We start from the raw sequence: 13,000 nt of genomic DNA on the forward strand, positions 1-13,000 counted from the left end.
CGGGATATACTGCTTTTTTTGGCCTGTTCTTTTTTCCCTTTCCCCCAGCCATGCTAAACTACCCGGACTTTTTCCTCCTGGATCCAGCCTGTGTCTCACTCTTCACGCGTCTATTTTCCGCCAGCCTTTCTCGATCACATGCAGCAGTTACTTCCTGACAGCGCCGACTTTGAGCGCTTTATTGCCATCAGCCAGACGCCGCTTCGCCGCAGCCTGCGCGTCAACACGCTGAAAATTAGCGTGGCGGACTTTCTTGCCCTGGTGGCACCTTACCAGTGGGCGCTCACGCCGGTTCCCTGGTGTCAGGAAGGCTTCTGGATCAGCCGCGACGATGCCGACACGCTGCCGCTGGGCAGTACCGCCGAACATCTGGCCGGACTGTTCTATATTCAGGAGGCCAGCTCCATGCTGCCGGTCACCGCACTGTTCAGCGGTGATACCGCCCCGCAGCGCGTCATGGACATGGCCGCGGCCCCAGGGTCGAAAACCACCCAGATGGCGGCCTGCATGCAGAACCGGGGGACAATCCTCGCTAATGAGTTCTCTGCCAGCCGCGTCAAGGTGCTGCATGCTAACCTCAGCCGCTGCGGCGTCAGCAACACGGCAATGACCCACTTCGACGGACGCGTCTTCGGCCCGGCGCTGCCGGAGTGCTTCGATGCCGTTCTGCTGGATGCGCCCTGCTCGGGCGAAGGGGTAATACGCAAAGATGCGGACGCCCTGCGCAACTGGTCTGAGGCCAGCACCGCAGATATTGCTGCTACCCAACAGGATTTGATTAACAGCGCATTTCACGCCCTGCGCCCGGGCGGTACGCTGATTTACTCCACCTGCACACTGAACCGCAGTGAAAATCAGGCGGTGATAGCCTGGCTGATAGCGCAGTATCCGGATGCGGTTGAAATTGAGCCGCTGGACGGCCTCTTCCCCGGGGCTGACCAGGCCGCCACACCGGAGGGTTTCCTCCATGTGTTCCCACAAATCTTCGACAGCGAAGGTTTTTTTGTCGCCAGACTGCGGAAAACGGCCAGCGTACCACCGCTGCCGCTGCCCGGTTATAAGGTGGGCAAGCCCCCCTTTACGCCGCTGAACCGCAAGGAGCAGCAGGAGGTGGTTGCCGCCGCCGCGCGCTCCGGCCTGCGCTGGGACGAAGAGGAACTGGCCCTGTGGCAGCGTGACAAAGAGCTCTGGCTTTTCCCGCGTGCGATGGAGTCACTGCTGGGCCGGGTCCGTTTTTCCCGGATCGGACTAAAACTGGCTGAAACGTTCCCGAAAGGTTACCGCTGGCAGCATGAGGCGGCGATTGCCCTTGCCGATGCGACGGCAGCCCATGCCGTGGAGCTGACCGCCAGTGAGGCGGAGGAGTGGTATCGCGGCCGGGATATTTATCCGGAACGCGACCTGCCGGGAAATGAACTGATTATCTGTTATCAGCAGCAGACGATTGGCCTGGCCAAAAAGGTAGGAAGCCGCATCAAAAATAACTATCCCCGCGAACTGGTTCGCGACGGGAAGCTTTTCAGTCTGTAAACAGCCGGCGGCGTTTAATCGCCGCCAGCCTGCACTTATCTGCATTTATTCCGCACGTATTGACGCCCGGTTTACCGGATGCAGATTAAACTGACTCTTTTCTGACCTTCACGGATTCGAAAGCCATGAACAATCGCACGCAGTTTTACCTGACGCTGGCGCTTATTACGGCAGGCAGTCTGTTGATTATCGAAGTGCTCGCAAGGCTGGTACATTTGATTATCGTGGGATAGGACAAGACGGGAAGTGCCAGGGCCACCACAGCCCCGGAAACCAGATTATTTCAACGCGCGCGGGTTCTTACGCAGCGAGGCACTCCAGTTAAAATCTTTCACTTCACTCTCTTTGGCCGCTGAAGGTTTACGCGGCTTTTTCGCCAGAACGACTTTGCTGCTTTCGCGCACTACGCGCTCTTTCATCACCAGGCGCTTGGCTTCTTTCAGGATCTCTTTCTCTTCTTTCTTACTGGCAACGTGACTCAGTTTATCGGTCAACGTCTTAACCCGCTGCTCCACCAATACTTTTTCTTCTTCCGTAAACTGGTCGATGGAAATTTCTTTCTCGCTTTTCATGCAACAGGCTCCAGGCCAGTTATCAGTGCCACGGGTATCCGAAACACTGGGCCACCTGCCATCGTAAAGTGCCGGACGCCGGTAAACAAGACACGATGCAAGAATTTGAGATATGTTTATGCTGATTAGCCCGCTGACGGACCGATTTATTGCCGGTTGCTGAAAATTCAGCCGAAATAAGGCATTTGCTGGTCTGGCGGTACTGTACGGTCATTGCTCTGCACGGCGGTAACATGCAAACATGGCCTCTGGATACATTAAAGGAACGCAGCGCAGGCTGAACGTCACGGAGTTATCACTATGTCCGATATCGATCTGTACACCTCTTCCCCGATCTTTCGTATTCGTGGCGACATTGTGGCCACGGTGAAAGATGACTACGGCGAGGTGATCGTCATCGACAATAAAACCTTCCGCATTTTAAGTTTTGACCGGATATTCGAACAGAGCAAAATGCAGAAGCATCACGCCGCCCTGCCGGTGCATTATTACATCCGGGCGATGCTGATGGCCGTGGCGCTGACACCGGCCAGGCAGGTTTTACTGCTCGGACTCGGCGGCGGCAGCCTGGTGCGGTCACTCTTTGCCCGCGACCCGGCGGTCGAAATAGACGTGGTTGAGCTGCGTCAGGCGGTGCTGACGGTGGCGCAGGACTATTTCCACCTGCCGGTCAGCAGCAGCATTCACTACCTGGTGGCGGATGCCGGTGAGGCTGTTGCGCATGACGATGGCCGCCGTTACTCGCTGATTTTCTCCGACCTCTACTCTGCCAACGCCATTGCGCCGCTGCAGACCTCTGCAGCCTTTCTTCGCCACTGCGCCGCTAAGCTGCAGGATGGGGGATGGCTGGTGCTGAATCACGCCCATAAGCCGGAGGCCAGCTCACCCTTCTCCTCTGCCCTGACCGCGCTTTTCGCGACCGTGCTCTATTGCACTACACCTACTGGTAACGTCGTGATTTATGCCAGCTCGTCGCAATTATCCCGTCCGCTTGCCGCATGGAAACAGCAGATGAAAGAAACGGGCGTCGACTTTGCCACCGATATGAGTCCGCTGGCGCAAAAGCTGGCTTTCTGGCCTGCCCCTTAGCGGCGGCCACCATTTTACTTTCTTACGGCTAAATAACGCATAACCATTGCTGCTAACCCAGACGTGGTCTATTTTTAGCGCGGGCAAGGAATAAGTTAATTACCGAGACAATAAAATGATTATTCAGGGCATTAGTAAGGGCTTCTTTATCTTTATACTGGCCGTCACCACGCTGGCTTTTTTTCACATTCTGGGACCGTATTTTTCCGCCATCCTCTGGGCTGCTATCCTGGCGATTATTTTCCATCCGCTGAAAACTAAAATCAGAAAACACCTCGGCGACAGGAACGGGCTCTCCTCCCTGCTGACGCTGCTGGTCATCTGCCTGATTGTGTTTATTCCGCTGGCCATCGTCGCCTCGTCGCTGGCGGTGGAGTTCAACGCGCTTTACAACCGGCTGCAGGGTAACCAGACCGAGTTGACCACGGTCGCGGCAAGCGTTGTTAACCATTTGCCGGACTGGCTGCGTCACTTCCTGGCCGAAAACAATATGAACGATGCCGGTGCCATTCAGGAAAAACTCTCCGGTGTGGCCATGAAAGGCGGCCAGTTCTTCGCCGGCAGCCTGATGATGATTGGTAAAAGCACCTTCAGCTTCACCATCGGTTTTGGCGTGATGCTTTATCTGCTGTTCTTCCTGCTGAAGGACGGTGCCTACCTGGTCGGCCTGACGCTGGACGCAATCCCGCTGTCGCAGTTTGTTAAACAGCATCTGTTTGTCAAATTCGCGGCGGTTTCCCGCGCCACGGTGAAGGGCACGGTGGTGGTCGCCGCCGTACAGGGTGCGCTTGGAGGGATTGCCTTCTGGTTCGCGGATATTCAGGGCAGCATTTTATGGGGTTCGCTGATGGCGTTCCTGTCCCTGATCCCGGCCGTTGGTTCGGCGATCATCTGGCTGCCGGTGGTACTGTACTTCTTCTTCTCCGGGGCGATGGTAAAAGCGCTGGCGCTGACCTTCTTCTTCGTCGTGGTGATTGGTCTGATCGACAACATCCTGCGCCCGCTGCTGGTGGGCAAAGACACCAAGATGCCGGATTACCTGATCCTGATCACCACCCTGGGCGGGATGGAGATCTACGGTCTGAACGGTTTTGTCATCGGGCCGCTGATTGCCGCCCTGTTTATCTCCTGCTGGAACCTGCTGTCAGGTAAAGATCACAAGGGGAATACCGACGAGATTGACCCCGACTTTATCGAGGAAGGTCAGACGCATCAGGAAAACCAGGAGCGGGAACTGCTGGAGAAAGAAGCCCTGCAGAAAGAGGCGGCGCTGCAGAAAGAGAGCAAGTCATAATCCTCAGCGGGGCTCAGTGAGCCCCGTTTTTTTTCCGCCAGCTACGCCCACCGTTTCAGTTACCGATTAAGCGTATCAGCGTACCATCACCATCCAGCAGCGCGCCGATCTTCATGCCAGAGGATTGGGCAACAGGAGGATGAAGACGAGGCAGACCGGCCCTCTTCTCCTCGATTCCTGCCGCCAGCAATGCGGCATAAAACGCATCGACATCATCAAGCCGCAGACAGCAGCTAAACCAGCTGGTGTCAGGGTCAAGCCCGGGATGTGGAAAAAACTCCAGCGTCAGGTCTCCCCGAACCAGAATTAACCAGTGATCGTCTTTAAAGGTGGGGGTAAATCCCGCCCGGGAATAAAAGGCTTCTGTTTCAGTGAAATTGCGCGAAGGCAGATTAGGGGTGGCGCGATCGGTCATCATGCCCTCTTTCTTCTCTGGTAACGGCCTGATGATACAGGCGGTTTCCGTACCACACAGCCGCCGCGCCCATCAGCATGGCTACGATAGCGTAAGGCATCTTATCTTCTTCTGTCCCCCCAATCCCCCCGGCGGATAAGAAGAACAGCCCGGCAATCAGTGACAGCGTCACCTTTTTAACGTCACCCATCGGCTTCATGCAAATACTGCGTACCGCCCACGCCCCGAGCATTAAGCCCAGCAGCCCTAACATGGTTCCCATCACAACACCTTTTTCAGTCGAGGCCCAGTCCATACCGGGCAACGGTGCCCGCAGCAGCTTACACCGGATGCAGTAAGCCGTTGAAGATAGTGCGATAAGGAACCGGTAAAAGCAAACGCTGGCCCCGGGTTTACACAAGTTTAATCTGAGCGGCATTTCAGCATGGCACCAGATAAAGCGATGAGGATAAAACGAGCCCGCAGGCCCGTTTATTGCCCGCGCTTACACTGTCAGCACAATTTTACCGGCATTCAGACCGGCCTCCATCCGCTGGTGGGCTGCGGCCGCCTGGGCCAGAGGAAAGACGCTGTCAATCACTGGCTGCAGGCTGCCGTTGCTGAAACTGTCCAGCCACTGCTCGCGGAAGCGGCGCGTCATGGCGTGCTTAACGTCCTGCGACCGTGACTTCATCACCGTTCCCATGATGTGGATATGGCGGTAGAGCAGCCGGTCCAGCGGTATGCTGGCGTGTTCAGTTCCGCCCATAATACCGATCTGCACCAGGCGTCCGCCGAAGTTCAGCGCGTTAATATTGCGTTCAAAATAGGGTGCGCCAATAAAATCAAGTATCAAGTCTACGCCCTTCCCGTCGGTGAGGCGGCTCACCGCATCGGCAAAGTCTTCGTTTTCATAGTCGACCGAAAAATGTGCGCCAAGACGCGCGGCCAGATCGTGATGGTGCGCTTTTGCCGTGGTCATCACCGTGGCCCCGGAGGCGCTTGCCAGCTGGACAGCGGCCCCGCCAACGCCGCCAACGCCAGCGTGGATCAGCACGGTTTCTCCGGGTTGCAGCCTGCCAAGGTGGATCAGCGCCTCGTGGGCGGTAACGAACACCTCGGCGATGGCCGCCGCCTGAATAAAGTCCAGCCTTTCCGGGACCGGCATCGCCATGCGGTAATCAATGCGCGACCGTTCCGCATAGCCCCCACCACCGACAATGCCCATTACCCGATCGCCCGGCCGGAAGCCCTCCACGGCGTCCCCCATCGCGATCACTTCTCCGGCAATTTCCAGCCCCATCAGGGAAGAATCGCCGAAATCAGGCCGTCCATATCCTCCCCGACGATAGGTCAGGTCGGCCCGGTTCACTCCCGCCGCGCGGGTGCGTACCAGCAGATCGTGCGGCCGCAGAAGTGGTTCGTCTACCCCGGCCAGCGTCAGGACGTCGGGTGCTCCAAATTCATTAAAGGTAATCGCCTGCATCGTTTCACTCTCCCTTAATCGGTGTTGGTATCGGCAAACGTGGCATTCGCATACGCGGATGCGGTAATCGCCGCCGGGAATCCGGCGTAAAACGCCAGGTGGGTGATCGCCTCACTCAGTTCTGCCCGGGTCAGGCCATTTTCGATACCGCGCCGCAGGTGAGCAGGTAACTCGTTGGCGTGCCCCATCGCTATCAGGCAGGCGATGGTGATCAGGCTGCGGTCACGCGGGGCCAGGGCCGGATCGCTCCACACCTGTGAGTAGAGCGGCTCCTCGACAAAATCGGCCAGTTTGGGGGTAAACGGGCGCGCGGCGTCACGTGGACGGGTAAAATCAATCGCTTTCATCGCTTTTTTCTCCGGAGGATATTCAGATCTGGCTGATAAATTTCGTGGTCAGGTAAGCAGCAATGCCCTCGCGTCCGCCTTCAGAGCCGTGGCCGCTCTCTTTCATCCCGCCAAAGGGCAGCTCGGTGGCGACAATGCGATACTGGTTAATGCCAATCATGCCGGCTTCCAGCCGCTGGCCGACGTCAAGTGCGGTGCGCGCATCGGAGGTAAAGGCATAGGCCGACAGCGCATAGGGCAGCCGGTTGGCTTCCTCCAGCCCGTCCTCAAGCTGGTCAAAGGGGCGCATGATGGCAATCGGGCCAAAGGGCTCTTCATGCATGATGCGCGCGCTCATCGGCACATTCGCCAGCACGGTGGGGGCGAAGAAGAAGCCTGGGCGGTCAATTCGCTGGCCGCCAGTCAACACCACCGCCCCTTTAGCCACCGCGTCCGCGACCAGTGAGGCCATTTTTTCCAGCTGACGCGCACTGGCCAGCGGGCCCACCTGGGTCGCCGCCGCCGTACCGTCGCCGACAATCAGGCCCTCCGTCACCGCCACAAAGCGCCCGACAAAGCGGTCGTAGGCCGCACGCTGGATCAGAAAGCGGGTTGAGGAGATACAGATCTGCCCGGTCCCGCGAAAGCGGTTTGCCGCACCGTTTTCCGCAGCCGCGTCGATATCCGCGTCGGCAAACACCAGCACCGGGCCGTGGCCGCCCAGCTCCAGTGAAACAGGTTTGACCCCCGCTGCGGCCCGCTCAGACAGCAGACGGCCCACGGGTACCGAGCCGGTAAAAGCCACCTTACGGATCACCGGCGAGGCGATCAGCGTGGCAGAGACGGTATCCGGTACGCCAAACACGATCTGCAGTACGCCAGCAGGCAGTCCCGCATCATCCAGGCAGCGGGCCAGCGCCAGCGCCGTGGCCGGACTCTCCTCCCCCGGCTTCAGGATCACGCTACAGCCCGCCGCCAGCGCCGCAGACAGCTTGCGGGCCGGGGTGATGGCCGGGAAATTCCACGGCGTAAAGGCCGCCACGGGTCCGATAGCCTGCCGGGTGACCAGCTGCTGCACGCCGGGGCGGTTGGCCGGAACGACGCGGCCGTCAATGCGGCGTGCCTCTTCAGCAAACCATTCAAAGTAATCGGCCGCACGCTCGACTTCATCCCGGCTTTCCCCCAGCGGTTTGCCCTCCTCCAGGGTCATCTGCATCGCAATGTGCTCTGCCCGGTCGCGCATCAGCGCAGCGGCTTTTTTCATGATACGGGCACGCTCTTCCGGGACGGTGTGACGCCAGACGGTAAAGCTCTGCTCTGCCACGGTCAGCGCCAGGCTGAGATCGTCGCGGGTCGCCATCGGCAGGTGACCCAGCGTCTGACCGCCGGCGGGATTAATCACTGCTGCCGTATCGCGGGCCCCGGCGGTTAACCACTGGCCGTTAATGAAAAGATAAAGCGGATCGTAAGCGTGGGTCTGCATGTTGTTGTTCCTCTCAGGCGTTTGCGGGAGTGTCTGGCTGATGAGGAGAAGCTTAAGGGGGAAGTGGATTACTGATAAGATAGCCCTCACCCACAACCGCTATGCAAAGAATGCACAGATGCAGTCAGAAAAATTTGCTGAGTTTTTAGGCGTATTTGTCGACGTGGCGCGGGAGAGCAGCTTTTCCGGCGCAGGACGCCGTCGCGGACGGACGCCCTCATCCATCGGGCGTCAGATTGACGCGCTGGAATCCTATCTTGAAACACCGCTGTTCCTGCGCTCTACCCGCCACCTGACGCTGACCGATGCCGGGGAAGCGCTGCTGATCCGCGCCCGGCAGATCCTCGATTCTCTGGAGGATGCCCGGCAGGAGCTGGCCTCCATGAAGGGCGAGGTCACCGGCATCCTGCGGGTGGCCTGCTACCCGACGTTCGGCAAGCGCTACGTGCTGCCGGTGATGGGCCAGCTTATGCGTCAGTACCCTGAGCTGAGCGTAGAGCTGGATCTGACCGAGCGCATTGCTGATCCGGTGGCCGAGCGGCTTGACGTGGTGATCCGCATTGGTGATATGCCCGACAGCACGCTGATTGCCACGCGCATCGCGCAGCAGACCCGGGTACTCTGTGCCAGCCCGGCCTACCTGACCCAGGCGGGGACACCCCGGGCGCTGTCTGAGATCGCCGCCCACCGCCTTATCGATAAGCTGCACGGGGCCGATCTTCTGGGGTGGGCAGACGTGCTGGGGCATCCGGCGCGCAGCCAGCCTACCCCGCCGGTCTTTGGCTGCGATGATTTTGAGGCCATGCGCCTGGCGGCAGTAGAAGGCATGGGCATTGCCTACCTGCCGGACTGGGTTGCAGGCGAAGATATCCGGGCGGGATTACTGACCCAACTTTGTCCGGCGTGGTCACAGCAGCCGGCTGCGGTGACCGGCATCCACGCCCTGCGGGCGCTGAGAAACCCGCCGGCGCGGGTGAGCCTGTTTATGAATGCACTGCGGACCTTTATCGGCCAGCCCGCCATCTGGTCAACCGGGGCCGACCGCTGAGTGCCGGGTGCGCGGTTCTGCGGGCCCGCCAACGAAAAAAGGCCCCCGAAGGGGCCTTTTAAGCGCGTAATGATCAGGCTCTGACTTTACGGTATTCAGGATGCGTATTGACGCCCCAGAAACCACTCAGCGTACTGACAATCGCGCCAATTAATAATCCGATGAAGGACCAGAGTGCAATTTTCGCGCCGGCCTTAGCGGCGGCATCGGCTTTCTCTTTGGCTTTTTCTTTAAACTCTGCGTATTTCACTTTCGCGTCGTTCACATTCTTTTCTAACTGCGACAGGCGCTGATTCACTTCCTGTACGGTTTTATCGCGGGTCTGAATAAAGTTTTCGACGGCTTTATCCGCTTCTTCAGGCGTCATGCTGGTATTCTGCACCAGCGCCTGCTTCACCTCATTTTTATCAATCGCCTGGCTAAGGTTTTCCGCACGGCCTTTAAGTTTATCCGTTAATCCCTTAATAACGGCATCGCTGTTATCAGGATTCACCGCCAGGTTTTTTACCGCGCTGGCGACATCTTTACCCGCTTCTTCCAGCTGGGTCTGCAGATATTCCGGCTGCAGCTCTTTAATACCGCTTTTTTTCAGAGCCTGAATAACCTGGTCGTCGGCATTATCCGGGCTGAGTTTGGTATCCAGGCCAAGATCACCATAAATATTCTGTCCGATGCTGGCGGCCCCCTGTGCGGCCTGACCCGCCACGCTGCCCAATCCGCTGGCCAGGCTGCCGGTGGCTGACGCCACGCTGCCCACAGCGCTTCCGGCCGTATTCAGGATCCCGCCTACGGCGGCAAAGCCCAGTACCGTGGCCACCAGCAGGGACGTAGCCCAGATAAGGAAGCCGTGAATGGCCCCGTCCGTGCCGGCCAGACGGCCGGTAATAAAGCCGCCGCACGCCAGACTGATCACCACGCCGATAACAGACCAGGCTAATACCGCCGTGTCGGCACCATTGACTATGTCATCCGACTTAGGCGACAGCATGGATAAACCCAGGCTGGTGCCCAGCATGGTTAAAAGAAGAGAGATCGCCATCGCCGTTACCACACCGGCAATAATACTTCCCCACGAAACACGTTTGGTGAGCGCCAGCTCTTTTCTCAGTTCCATTTTTATACTCCAGTCTGAAATTACAGGAATTATTACCGTTTGCGTTTTGAGTATAGGTGGCAGTTCAGACTAATGGCGGTATTAATAAAATAAATAACCAAACTGATAGACATCAGTCAGTTAGCATAGAGATATTTGTAACACCTTTGCCCTTTTCATTTACAACAAAAAAATCACCCCTAAAAAGACGCGTGTATTATCTCTCGGGTAAGTTAAAGCCGTATTTTAAATACCGCTATTGCATAGAGCAGAAACCCGCATTACGCAATATGAATAAAACTGAAGCATTCAGAAATGAATAAAGCTATTTCGGGTGGGGATGATATAAAAAAAGACCAAAGACGATTCCTGTCTTTGGTCCAGGGAAATGGCTCTTTTCAGAGCCGTGCGCTAAAAGTTGGCATTATTGCAGGCGATTCGCCTTGCACTTTAAAAGATAGACCAGACGCAGGGCTTTTCCAGCGGCAGGCGGCCCAACCGGGGAACGGATTATCAGCGTTGTGATCGCGGCGGCAGAAACGGACAGGTGGGGTTCAGCGTAGGGAATGCCAACGGGTCGCAGGCACCTCCTGTGGGAGATGCCTGCTCAGGGCGGTCAGCGACAGAGCTTTTCCGCACGGGCAATGATCGGGGCCAGGCTCTTTTTATGTCCCGGGTTGGCCGGATCATCCGCAAGGATTTTTTCAATCGGGAATCCCGCTTTAATCTGCCCGGATTTCACCTTCTCTTCTGCGGCGGCGTTAAGCGGATACTGCACCAGCGTGCCGTCATTAATCGCCAGCAGCACGTTCCCTTTTTCACAGCTCAGCATCATCTCTTCACGCACGAACGGCCAGTTATCTTTGCCCATATCGAAACGGCTAACGGTTTCAATACCGGCTGCGGCACTGCCGCTGATGCCGAGAGCGATACATAAAAATGCCAACTTTTTCATTTTGTTAATACCTCAAACGATAAATCACTTACTGAACAGGAATAACGTGTCGGGCCATTGCCCGCTCAGGCAGGCTCCAGCGTGGCAAACACCCCCACCACCAGCAGTACCGTCGCCGCCAGGCCAACCTCCACCAGCGTGCTGGTGATAAACCGCTGCTCCGCCCCACCCGCACTGCACTGAAAGCGCGGCACCAGGCAGTAGCGGTTATAAAGGGCAATCGCGACCATCGCGCCGACCAGCAGGGTTTTCACCACCAGCAGCTGGCTGTAAAGCCGGAAGCTGGCAGGCGGCCAGCCTAACAGCAGCAGCGCGTTGATCGCGCCGCTGACCACCACCAGCGTGACGGCCAGGTGCCCGTAACGCGAAAAGCGCATCATGGTCATTACGGCATCATAACGCTGCCCCGGGCTTTGGGCGTCGCGCATCAGGATAATCAGCGGCAGCAGCCCGCCTGCCCAGAAGGCGGCACTGAGCAGATGCACCACCTGATTCACGCGCTGAAACAGGCCGCTCCAGCCGTCCAGCATCGCCGCGTGACCGGTAAAAGCCAGCCCGGCAAGCTGAAACAGCGCGCAGATCAGCAGCGTACGCTGGCGTGGCTCCCCCTGTAACGTCAGGCTCAGGCAGCCAAGCAGCGCCAGGGCCAGCTGCCCCTGCCAGATGCGGCCAAACTGCGTCTGCAGGACGGCCAGCCAGACGTCGGGATCCAGCGTATCCTGCCAGCCGTCGCCCATCTGACCGGTCTGTGCTGCCAGCAGCAGCACCGCACTCAGCAGCGCCAGCCAGCAGGCGACGATGGCTGACGGCATCAGCCGCTGCGCCAGGCGGGTCCGGTAACGCTCCGGGGCCAGCCACGCGATGTATATCGCTGCTCCGGCCAGCGACATCAGTGCAGCAAAATGCAGCCAGCGGCACAGAATATAGAAGCTGGTCAGCGCCATCTTATTTCACGCTAAAGGTGTAATTCCCTTTCGTCTTATGGCCGTCCACCGACAGCACATGCCACTTCACCGCATATTCCCCGCGGGAAAGCGGCTGCTTAAACTGCACGCGCAGGGTGTTGTGCTGTTGCGCGTCGCGCGCGGCTTTAAGCTGCTCAACGGGCTGTTTGTCCGTGCGGCTGACCTCTACCCCACTGAACGCCGGTTCAATATCTTCGCTGAACATGATGGTCAGCGATTCGGGCCATTCACTGCCGGCCGGATTGACCGCCGTATACTGGCTTTTCAGATGGGCGTGGGCAGAAGCCTGCTGGGCAAAAAGTGCGGCGATCAGTACGCCGGAAACCCTGAAGAAGTGTCGCATATGTCGCAATGTTCCTTAGCGGGACGCAGCCCCTGGCTGCTGAGGCCGAAAGGATACCCCGCTTAAAAACGGGTGTCGAGGTGAGAGCGACGATCAATGGCTCGCCGGGCTTGCTAATCCGTGCCTTCTGCATTATTTTTTGCCCCTTAACAGGGGGAGAAAACCATGAGCTACAATCTGGCCACGCTGCCGCAGGACGAAAAAGACAAGGTCAACGTCGATCTGGCCGCCGCGGGTGTCGCATTTAAAGAGCGCTACAATATGCCGGTTATCGCGGAAATGGTGCTGCGCGAGCAGCCCGAAGCGCTGCATGACTGGTTTCGTGAACGGTTAACCCACTATCGCCAGGCCTCGCTGTCCCTCTCTCGTCTGCCGTATGAACCGAAGCCAAAATAGTGACTTGTGTTTTATTGCCGCTTCGG

16 protein-coding genes are annotated in these 13,000 nt (G+C 57.9%); 6 read left to right on the top strand and 10 right to left on the bottom strand.

The window, feature by feature from the left end:
* Positions 1 to 90: 90 nt before the first annotated feature.
* Positions 91 to 1,530 (top strand): 16S rRNA (cytosine(1407)-C(5))-methyltransferase RsmF, encoded by a 1,440-nt coding sequence (gene rsmF / locus IFU29_RS02810; RefSeq protein WP_191932572.1) that lies wholly within the window; start codon positions 91 to 93, stop codon positions 1,528 to 1,530.
* Between the two features lie 278 nt (positions 1,531 to 1,808).
* On the opposite strand, the gene IFU29_RS02815 is transcribed toward rsmF, so the two are convergent.
* Positions 1,809 to 2,102 carry a hypothetical protein gene (locus IFU29_RS02815; RefSeq protein WP_191932573.1) on the bottom strand — a complete coding sequence of 98 codons (294 nt, stop codon included), beginning with the start codon at positions 2,100 to 2,102 and terminating at the stop codon, positions 1,809 to 1,811.
* Between the two features lie 300 nt (positions 2,103 to 2,402).
* On the opposite strand from IFU29_RS02815, the gene IFU29_RS02820 reads away from it, so the two are divergent.
* Positions 2,403 to 3,191: a spermidine synthase gene (locus IFU29_RS02820; protein WP_191932574.1), complete on the top strand. Its 789-nt coding sequence runs from the start codon at positions 2,403 to 2,405 to the stop codon at positions 3,189 to 3,191.
* A 115-nt stretch (positions 3,192 to 3,306) separates the two neighbouring features.
* Positions 3,307 to 4,485, top strand: a complete 1,179-nt coding sequence (locus IFU29_RS02825) for an AI-2E family transporter (protein WP_191932575.1) — start codon at positions 3,307 to 3,309, stop codon at positions 4,483 to 4,485.
* A 55-nt stretch (positions 4,486 to 4,540) separates the two neighbouring features.
* On the opposite strand, the gene IFU29_RS02830 is transcribed toward IFU29_RS02825, so the two are convergent.
* The 5 genes from IFU29_RS02830 to IFU29_RS02850 all read right to left on the bottom strand — a co-directional run bounded on the left by IFU29_RS02830 (position 4,541) and on the right by IFU29_RS02850 (position 8,174).
* Complete coding sequence (locus tag IFU29_RS02830) at positions 4,541 to 4,900, bottom strand: bleomycin resistance protein (protein WP_191933102.1); 360 nt, start codon at positions 4,898 to 4,900, stop codon at positions 4,541 to 4,543.
* Positions 4,878 to 5,162 carry a hypothetical protein gene (locus tag IFU29_RS02835; RefSeq protein WP_187509079.1) on the bottom strand — a complete coding sequence of 95 codons (285 nt, stop codon included), beginning with the start codon at positions 5,160 to 5,162 and terminating at the stop codon, positions 4,878 to 4,880. Before IFU29_RS02835 ends, IFU29_RS02830 begins: the two co-directional genes overlap by 23 nt.
* A 222-nt stretch (positions 5,163 to 5,384) precedes the next feature.
* Positions 5,385 to 6,365 (bottom strand): NAD(P)H-quinone oxidoreductase, encoded by a 981-nt coding sequence (locus IFU29_RS02840; RefSeq protein WP_187509078.1) that lies wholly within the window; start codon positions 6,363 to 6,365, stop codon positions 5,385 to 5,387.
* Positions 6,366 to 6,379: 14 nt separating this feature from the next.
* The gene (locus tag IFU29_RS02845; RefSeq protein WP_187509077.1) at positions 6,380 to 6,712 is read right to left on the bottom strand and encodes a carboxymuconolactone decarboxylase family protein; all 333 of its coding nucleotides are present in this window, start codon (positions 6,710 to 6,712) and stop codon (positions 6,380 to 6,382) included.
* A 22-nt stretch (positions 6,713 to 6,734) separates the two neighbouring features.
* On the bottom strand, positions 6,735 to 8,174 hold the full coding sequence (locus IFU29_RS02850) for an NAD-dependent succinate-semialdehyde dehydrogenase (RefSeq protein WP_191932576.1): 1,440 nt from the start codon (positions 8,172 to 8,174) through the stop codon (positions 6,735 to 6,737).
* Positions 8,175 to 8,292: 118 nt separating this feature from the next.
* Between IFU29_RS02850 and IFU29_RS02855 the strand changes: the two genes are divergently transcribed.
* Entirely contained in the window at positions 8,293 to 9,222 is a 930-nt protein-coding gene (locus tag IFU29_RS02855; RefSeq protein ID WP_191932577.1) for a LysR family transcriptional regulator, read from the top strand.
* 73 nt (positions 9,223 to 9,295) lie between these two features.
* On the opposite strand, the gene IFU29_RS02860 is transcribed toward IFU29_RS02855, so the two are convergent.
* Positions 9,296 to 10,336: a TIGR04086 family membrane protein gene (locus IFU29_RS02860; RefSeq protein WP_191932578.1), complete on the bottom strand. Its 1,041-nt coding sequence runs from the start codon at positions 10,334 to 10,336 to the stop codon at positions 9,296 to 9,298.
* A gap of 294 nt (positions 10,337 to 10,630) precedes the next feature.
* On the opposite strand from IFU29_RS02860, the gene IFU29_RS02865 reads away from it, so the two are divergent.
* Positions 10,631 to 10,840 (top strand): hypothetical protein, encoded by a 210-nt coding sequence (locus IFU29_RS02865; protein ID WP_191933144.1) that lies wholly within the window; start codon positions 10,631 to 10,633, stop codon positions 10,838 to 10,840.
* Positions 10,841 to 10,931: 91 nt separating this feature from the next.
* Here the strand turns inward: IFU29_RS02865 and IFU29_RS02870 are convergent, their stop codons facing one another.
* The 3 genes from IFU29_RS02870 to copC form a co-directional block, all read right to left on the bottom strand.
* Positions 10,932 to 11,270, bottom strand: coding sequence for a YebY family protein (locus tag IFU29_RS02870; RefSeq protein WP_191932579.1), 339 nt, complete (start codon positions 11,268 to 11,270; stop codon positions 10,932 to 10,934).
* Between the two features lie 65 nt (positions 11,271 to 11,335).
* Positions 11,336 to 12,214: a copper homeostasis membrane protein CopD gene (copD, locus tag IFU29_RS02875; protein ID WP_191932580.1), complete on the bottom strand. Its 879-nt coding sequence runs from the start codon at positions 12,212 to 12,214 to the stop codon at positions 11,336 to 11,338.
* Between the two features lies 1 nt (position 12,215).
* Positions 12,216 to 12,578, bottom strand: a complete 363-nt coding sequence (gene copC / locus IFU29_RS02880; RefSeq protein ID WP_191932581.1) for a copper homeostasis periplasmic binding protein CopC — start codon at positions 12,576 to 12,578, stop codon at positions 12,216 to 12,218.
* Between the two features lie 165 nt (positions 12,579 to 12,743).
* Here copC and IFU29_RS02885 point away from each other — a divergent pair, with 165 nt between their 5' ends.
* Positions 12,744 to 12,974 (top strand): DNA polymerase III subunit theta, encoded by a 231-nt coding sequence (locus tag IFU29_RS02885; RefSeq protein ID WP_062746245.1) that lies wholly within the window; start codon positions 12,744 to 12,746, stop codon positions 12,972 to 12,974.
* Positions 12,975 to 13,000: the final 26 nt, after the last annotated feature.

This window comes from Erwinia persicina (genome assembly GCF_014838825.1).
Taxonomy (GTDB): domain Bacteria; phylum Pseudomonadota; class Gammaproteobacteria; order Enterobacterales; family Enterobacteriaceae; genus Erwinia; species Erwinia persicina_A.

Bases quoted from the DNA above. Each gene is read 5' to 3' on its own strand.
- IFU29_RS02815 (WP_191932573.1), bottom strand. From the start codon at position 2,102: ATGAAAAGCGAGAAAGAAATTTCCATCGACCAGTTTACGGAAGAAGAA.
- IFU29_RS02820 (WP_191932574.1), top strand. From the start codon at position 2,403: ATGTCCGATATCGATCTGTACACCTCTTCCCCGATCTTTCGTATTCGT.
- IFU29_RS02825 (WP_191932575.1), top strand. From the start codon at position 3,307: ATGATTATTCAGGGCATTAGTAAGGGCTTCTTTATCTTTATACTGGCC.
- IFU29_RS02830 (WP_191933102.1), bottom strand. From the start codon at position 4,900: ATGACCGATCGCGCCACCCCTAATCTGCCTTCGCGCAATTTCACTGAA.
- IFU29_RS02835 (WP_187509079.1), bottom strand. From the start codon at position 5,162: ATGGGAACCATGTTAGGGCTGCTGGGCTTAATGCTCGGGGCGTGGGCG.
- IFU29_RS02840 (WP_187509078.1), bottom strand. From the start codon at position 6,365: ATGCAGGCGATTACCTTTAATGAATTTGGAGCACCCGACGTCCTGACG.
- IFU29_RS02845 (WP_187509077.1), bottom strand. From the start codon at position 6,712: ATGAAAGCGATTGATTTTACCCGTCCACGTGACGCCGCGCGCCCGTTT.
- IFU29_RS02850 (WP_191932576.1), bottom strand. From the start codon at position 8,174: ATGCAGACCCACGCTTACGATCCGCTTTATCTTTTCATTAACGGCCAG.
- IFU29_RS02855 (WP_191932577.1), top strand. From the start codon at position 8,293: ATGCAGTCAGAAAAATTTGCTGAGTTTTTAGGCGTATTTGTCGACGTG.
- IFU29_RS02860 (WP_191932578.1), bottom strand. From the start codon at position 10,336: ATGGAACTGAGAAAAGAGCTGGCGCTCACCAAACGTGTTTCGTGGGGA.
- IFU29_RS02865 (WP_191933144.1), top strand. From the start codon at position 10,631: ATGAATAAAGCTATTTCGGGTGGGGATGATATAAAAAAAGACCAAAGA.
- IFU29_RS02870 (WP_191932579.1), bottom strand. From the start codon at position 11,270: ATGAAAAAGTTGGCATTTTTATGTATCGCTCTCGGCATCAGCGGCAGT.
- copD (WP_191932580.1), bottom strand. From the start codon at position 12,214: ATGGCGCTGACCAGCTTCTATATTCTGTGCCGCTGGCTGCATTTTGCT.
- copC (WP_191932581.1), bottom strand. From the start codon at position 12,578: ATGCGACACTTCTTCAGGGTTTCCGGCGTACTGATCGCCGCACTTTTT.
- IFU29_RS02885 (WP_062746245.1), top strand. From the start codon at position 12,744: ATGAGCTACAATCTGGCCACGCTGCCGCAGGACGAAAAAGACAAGGTC.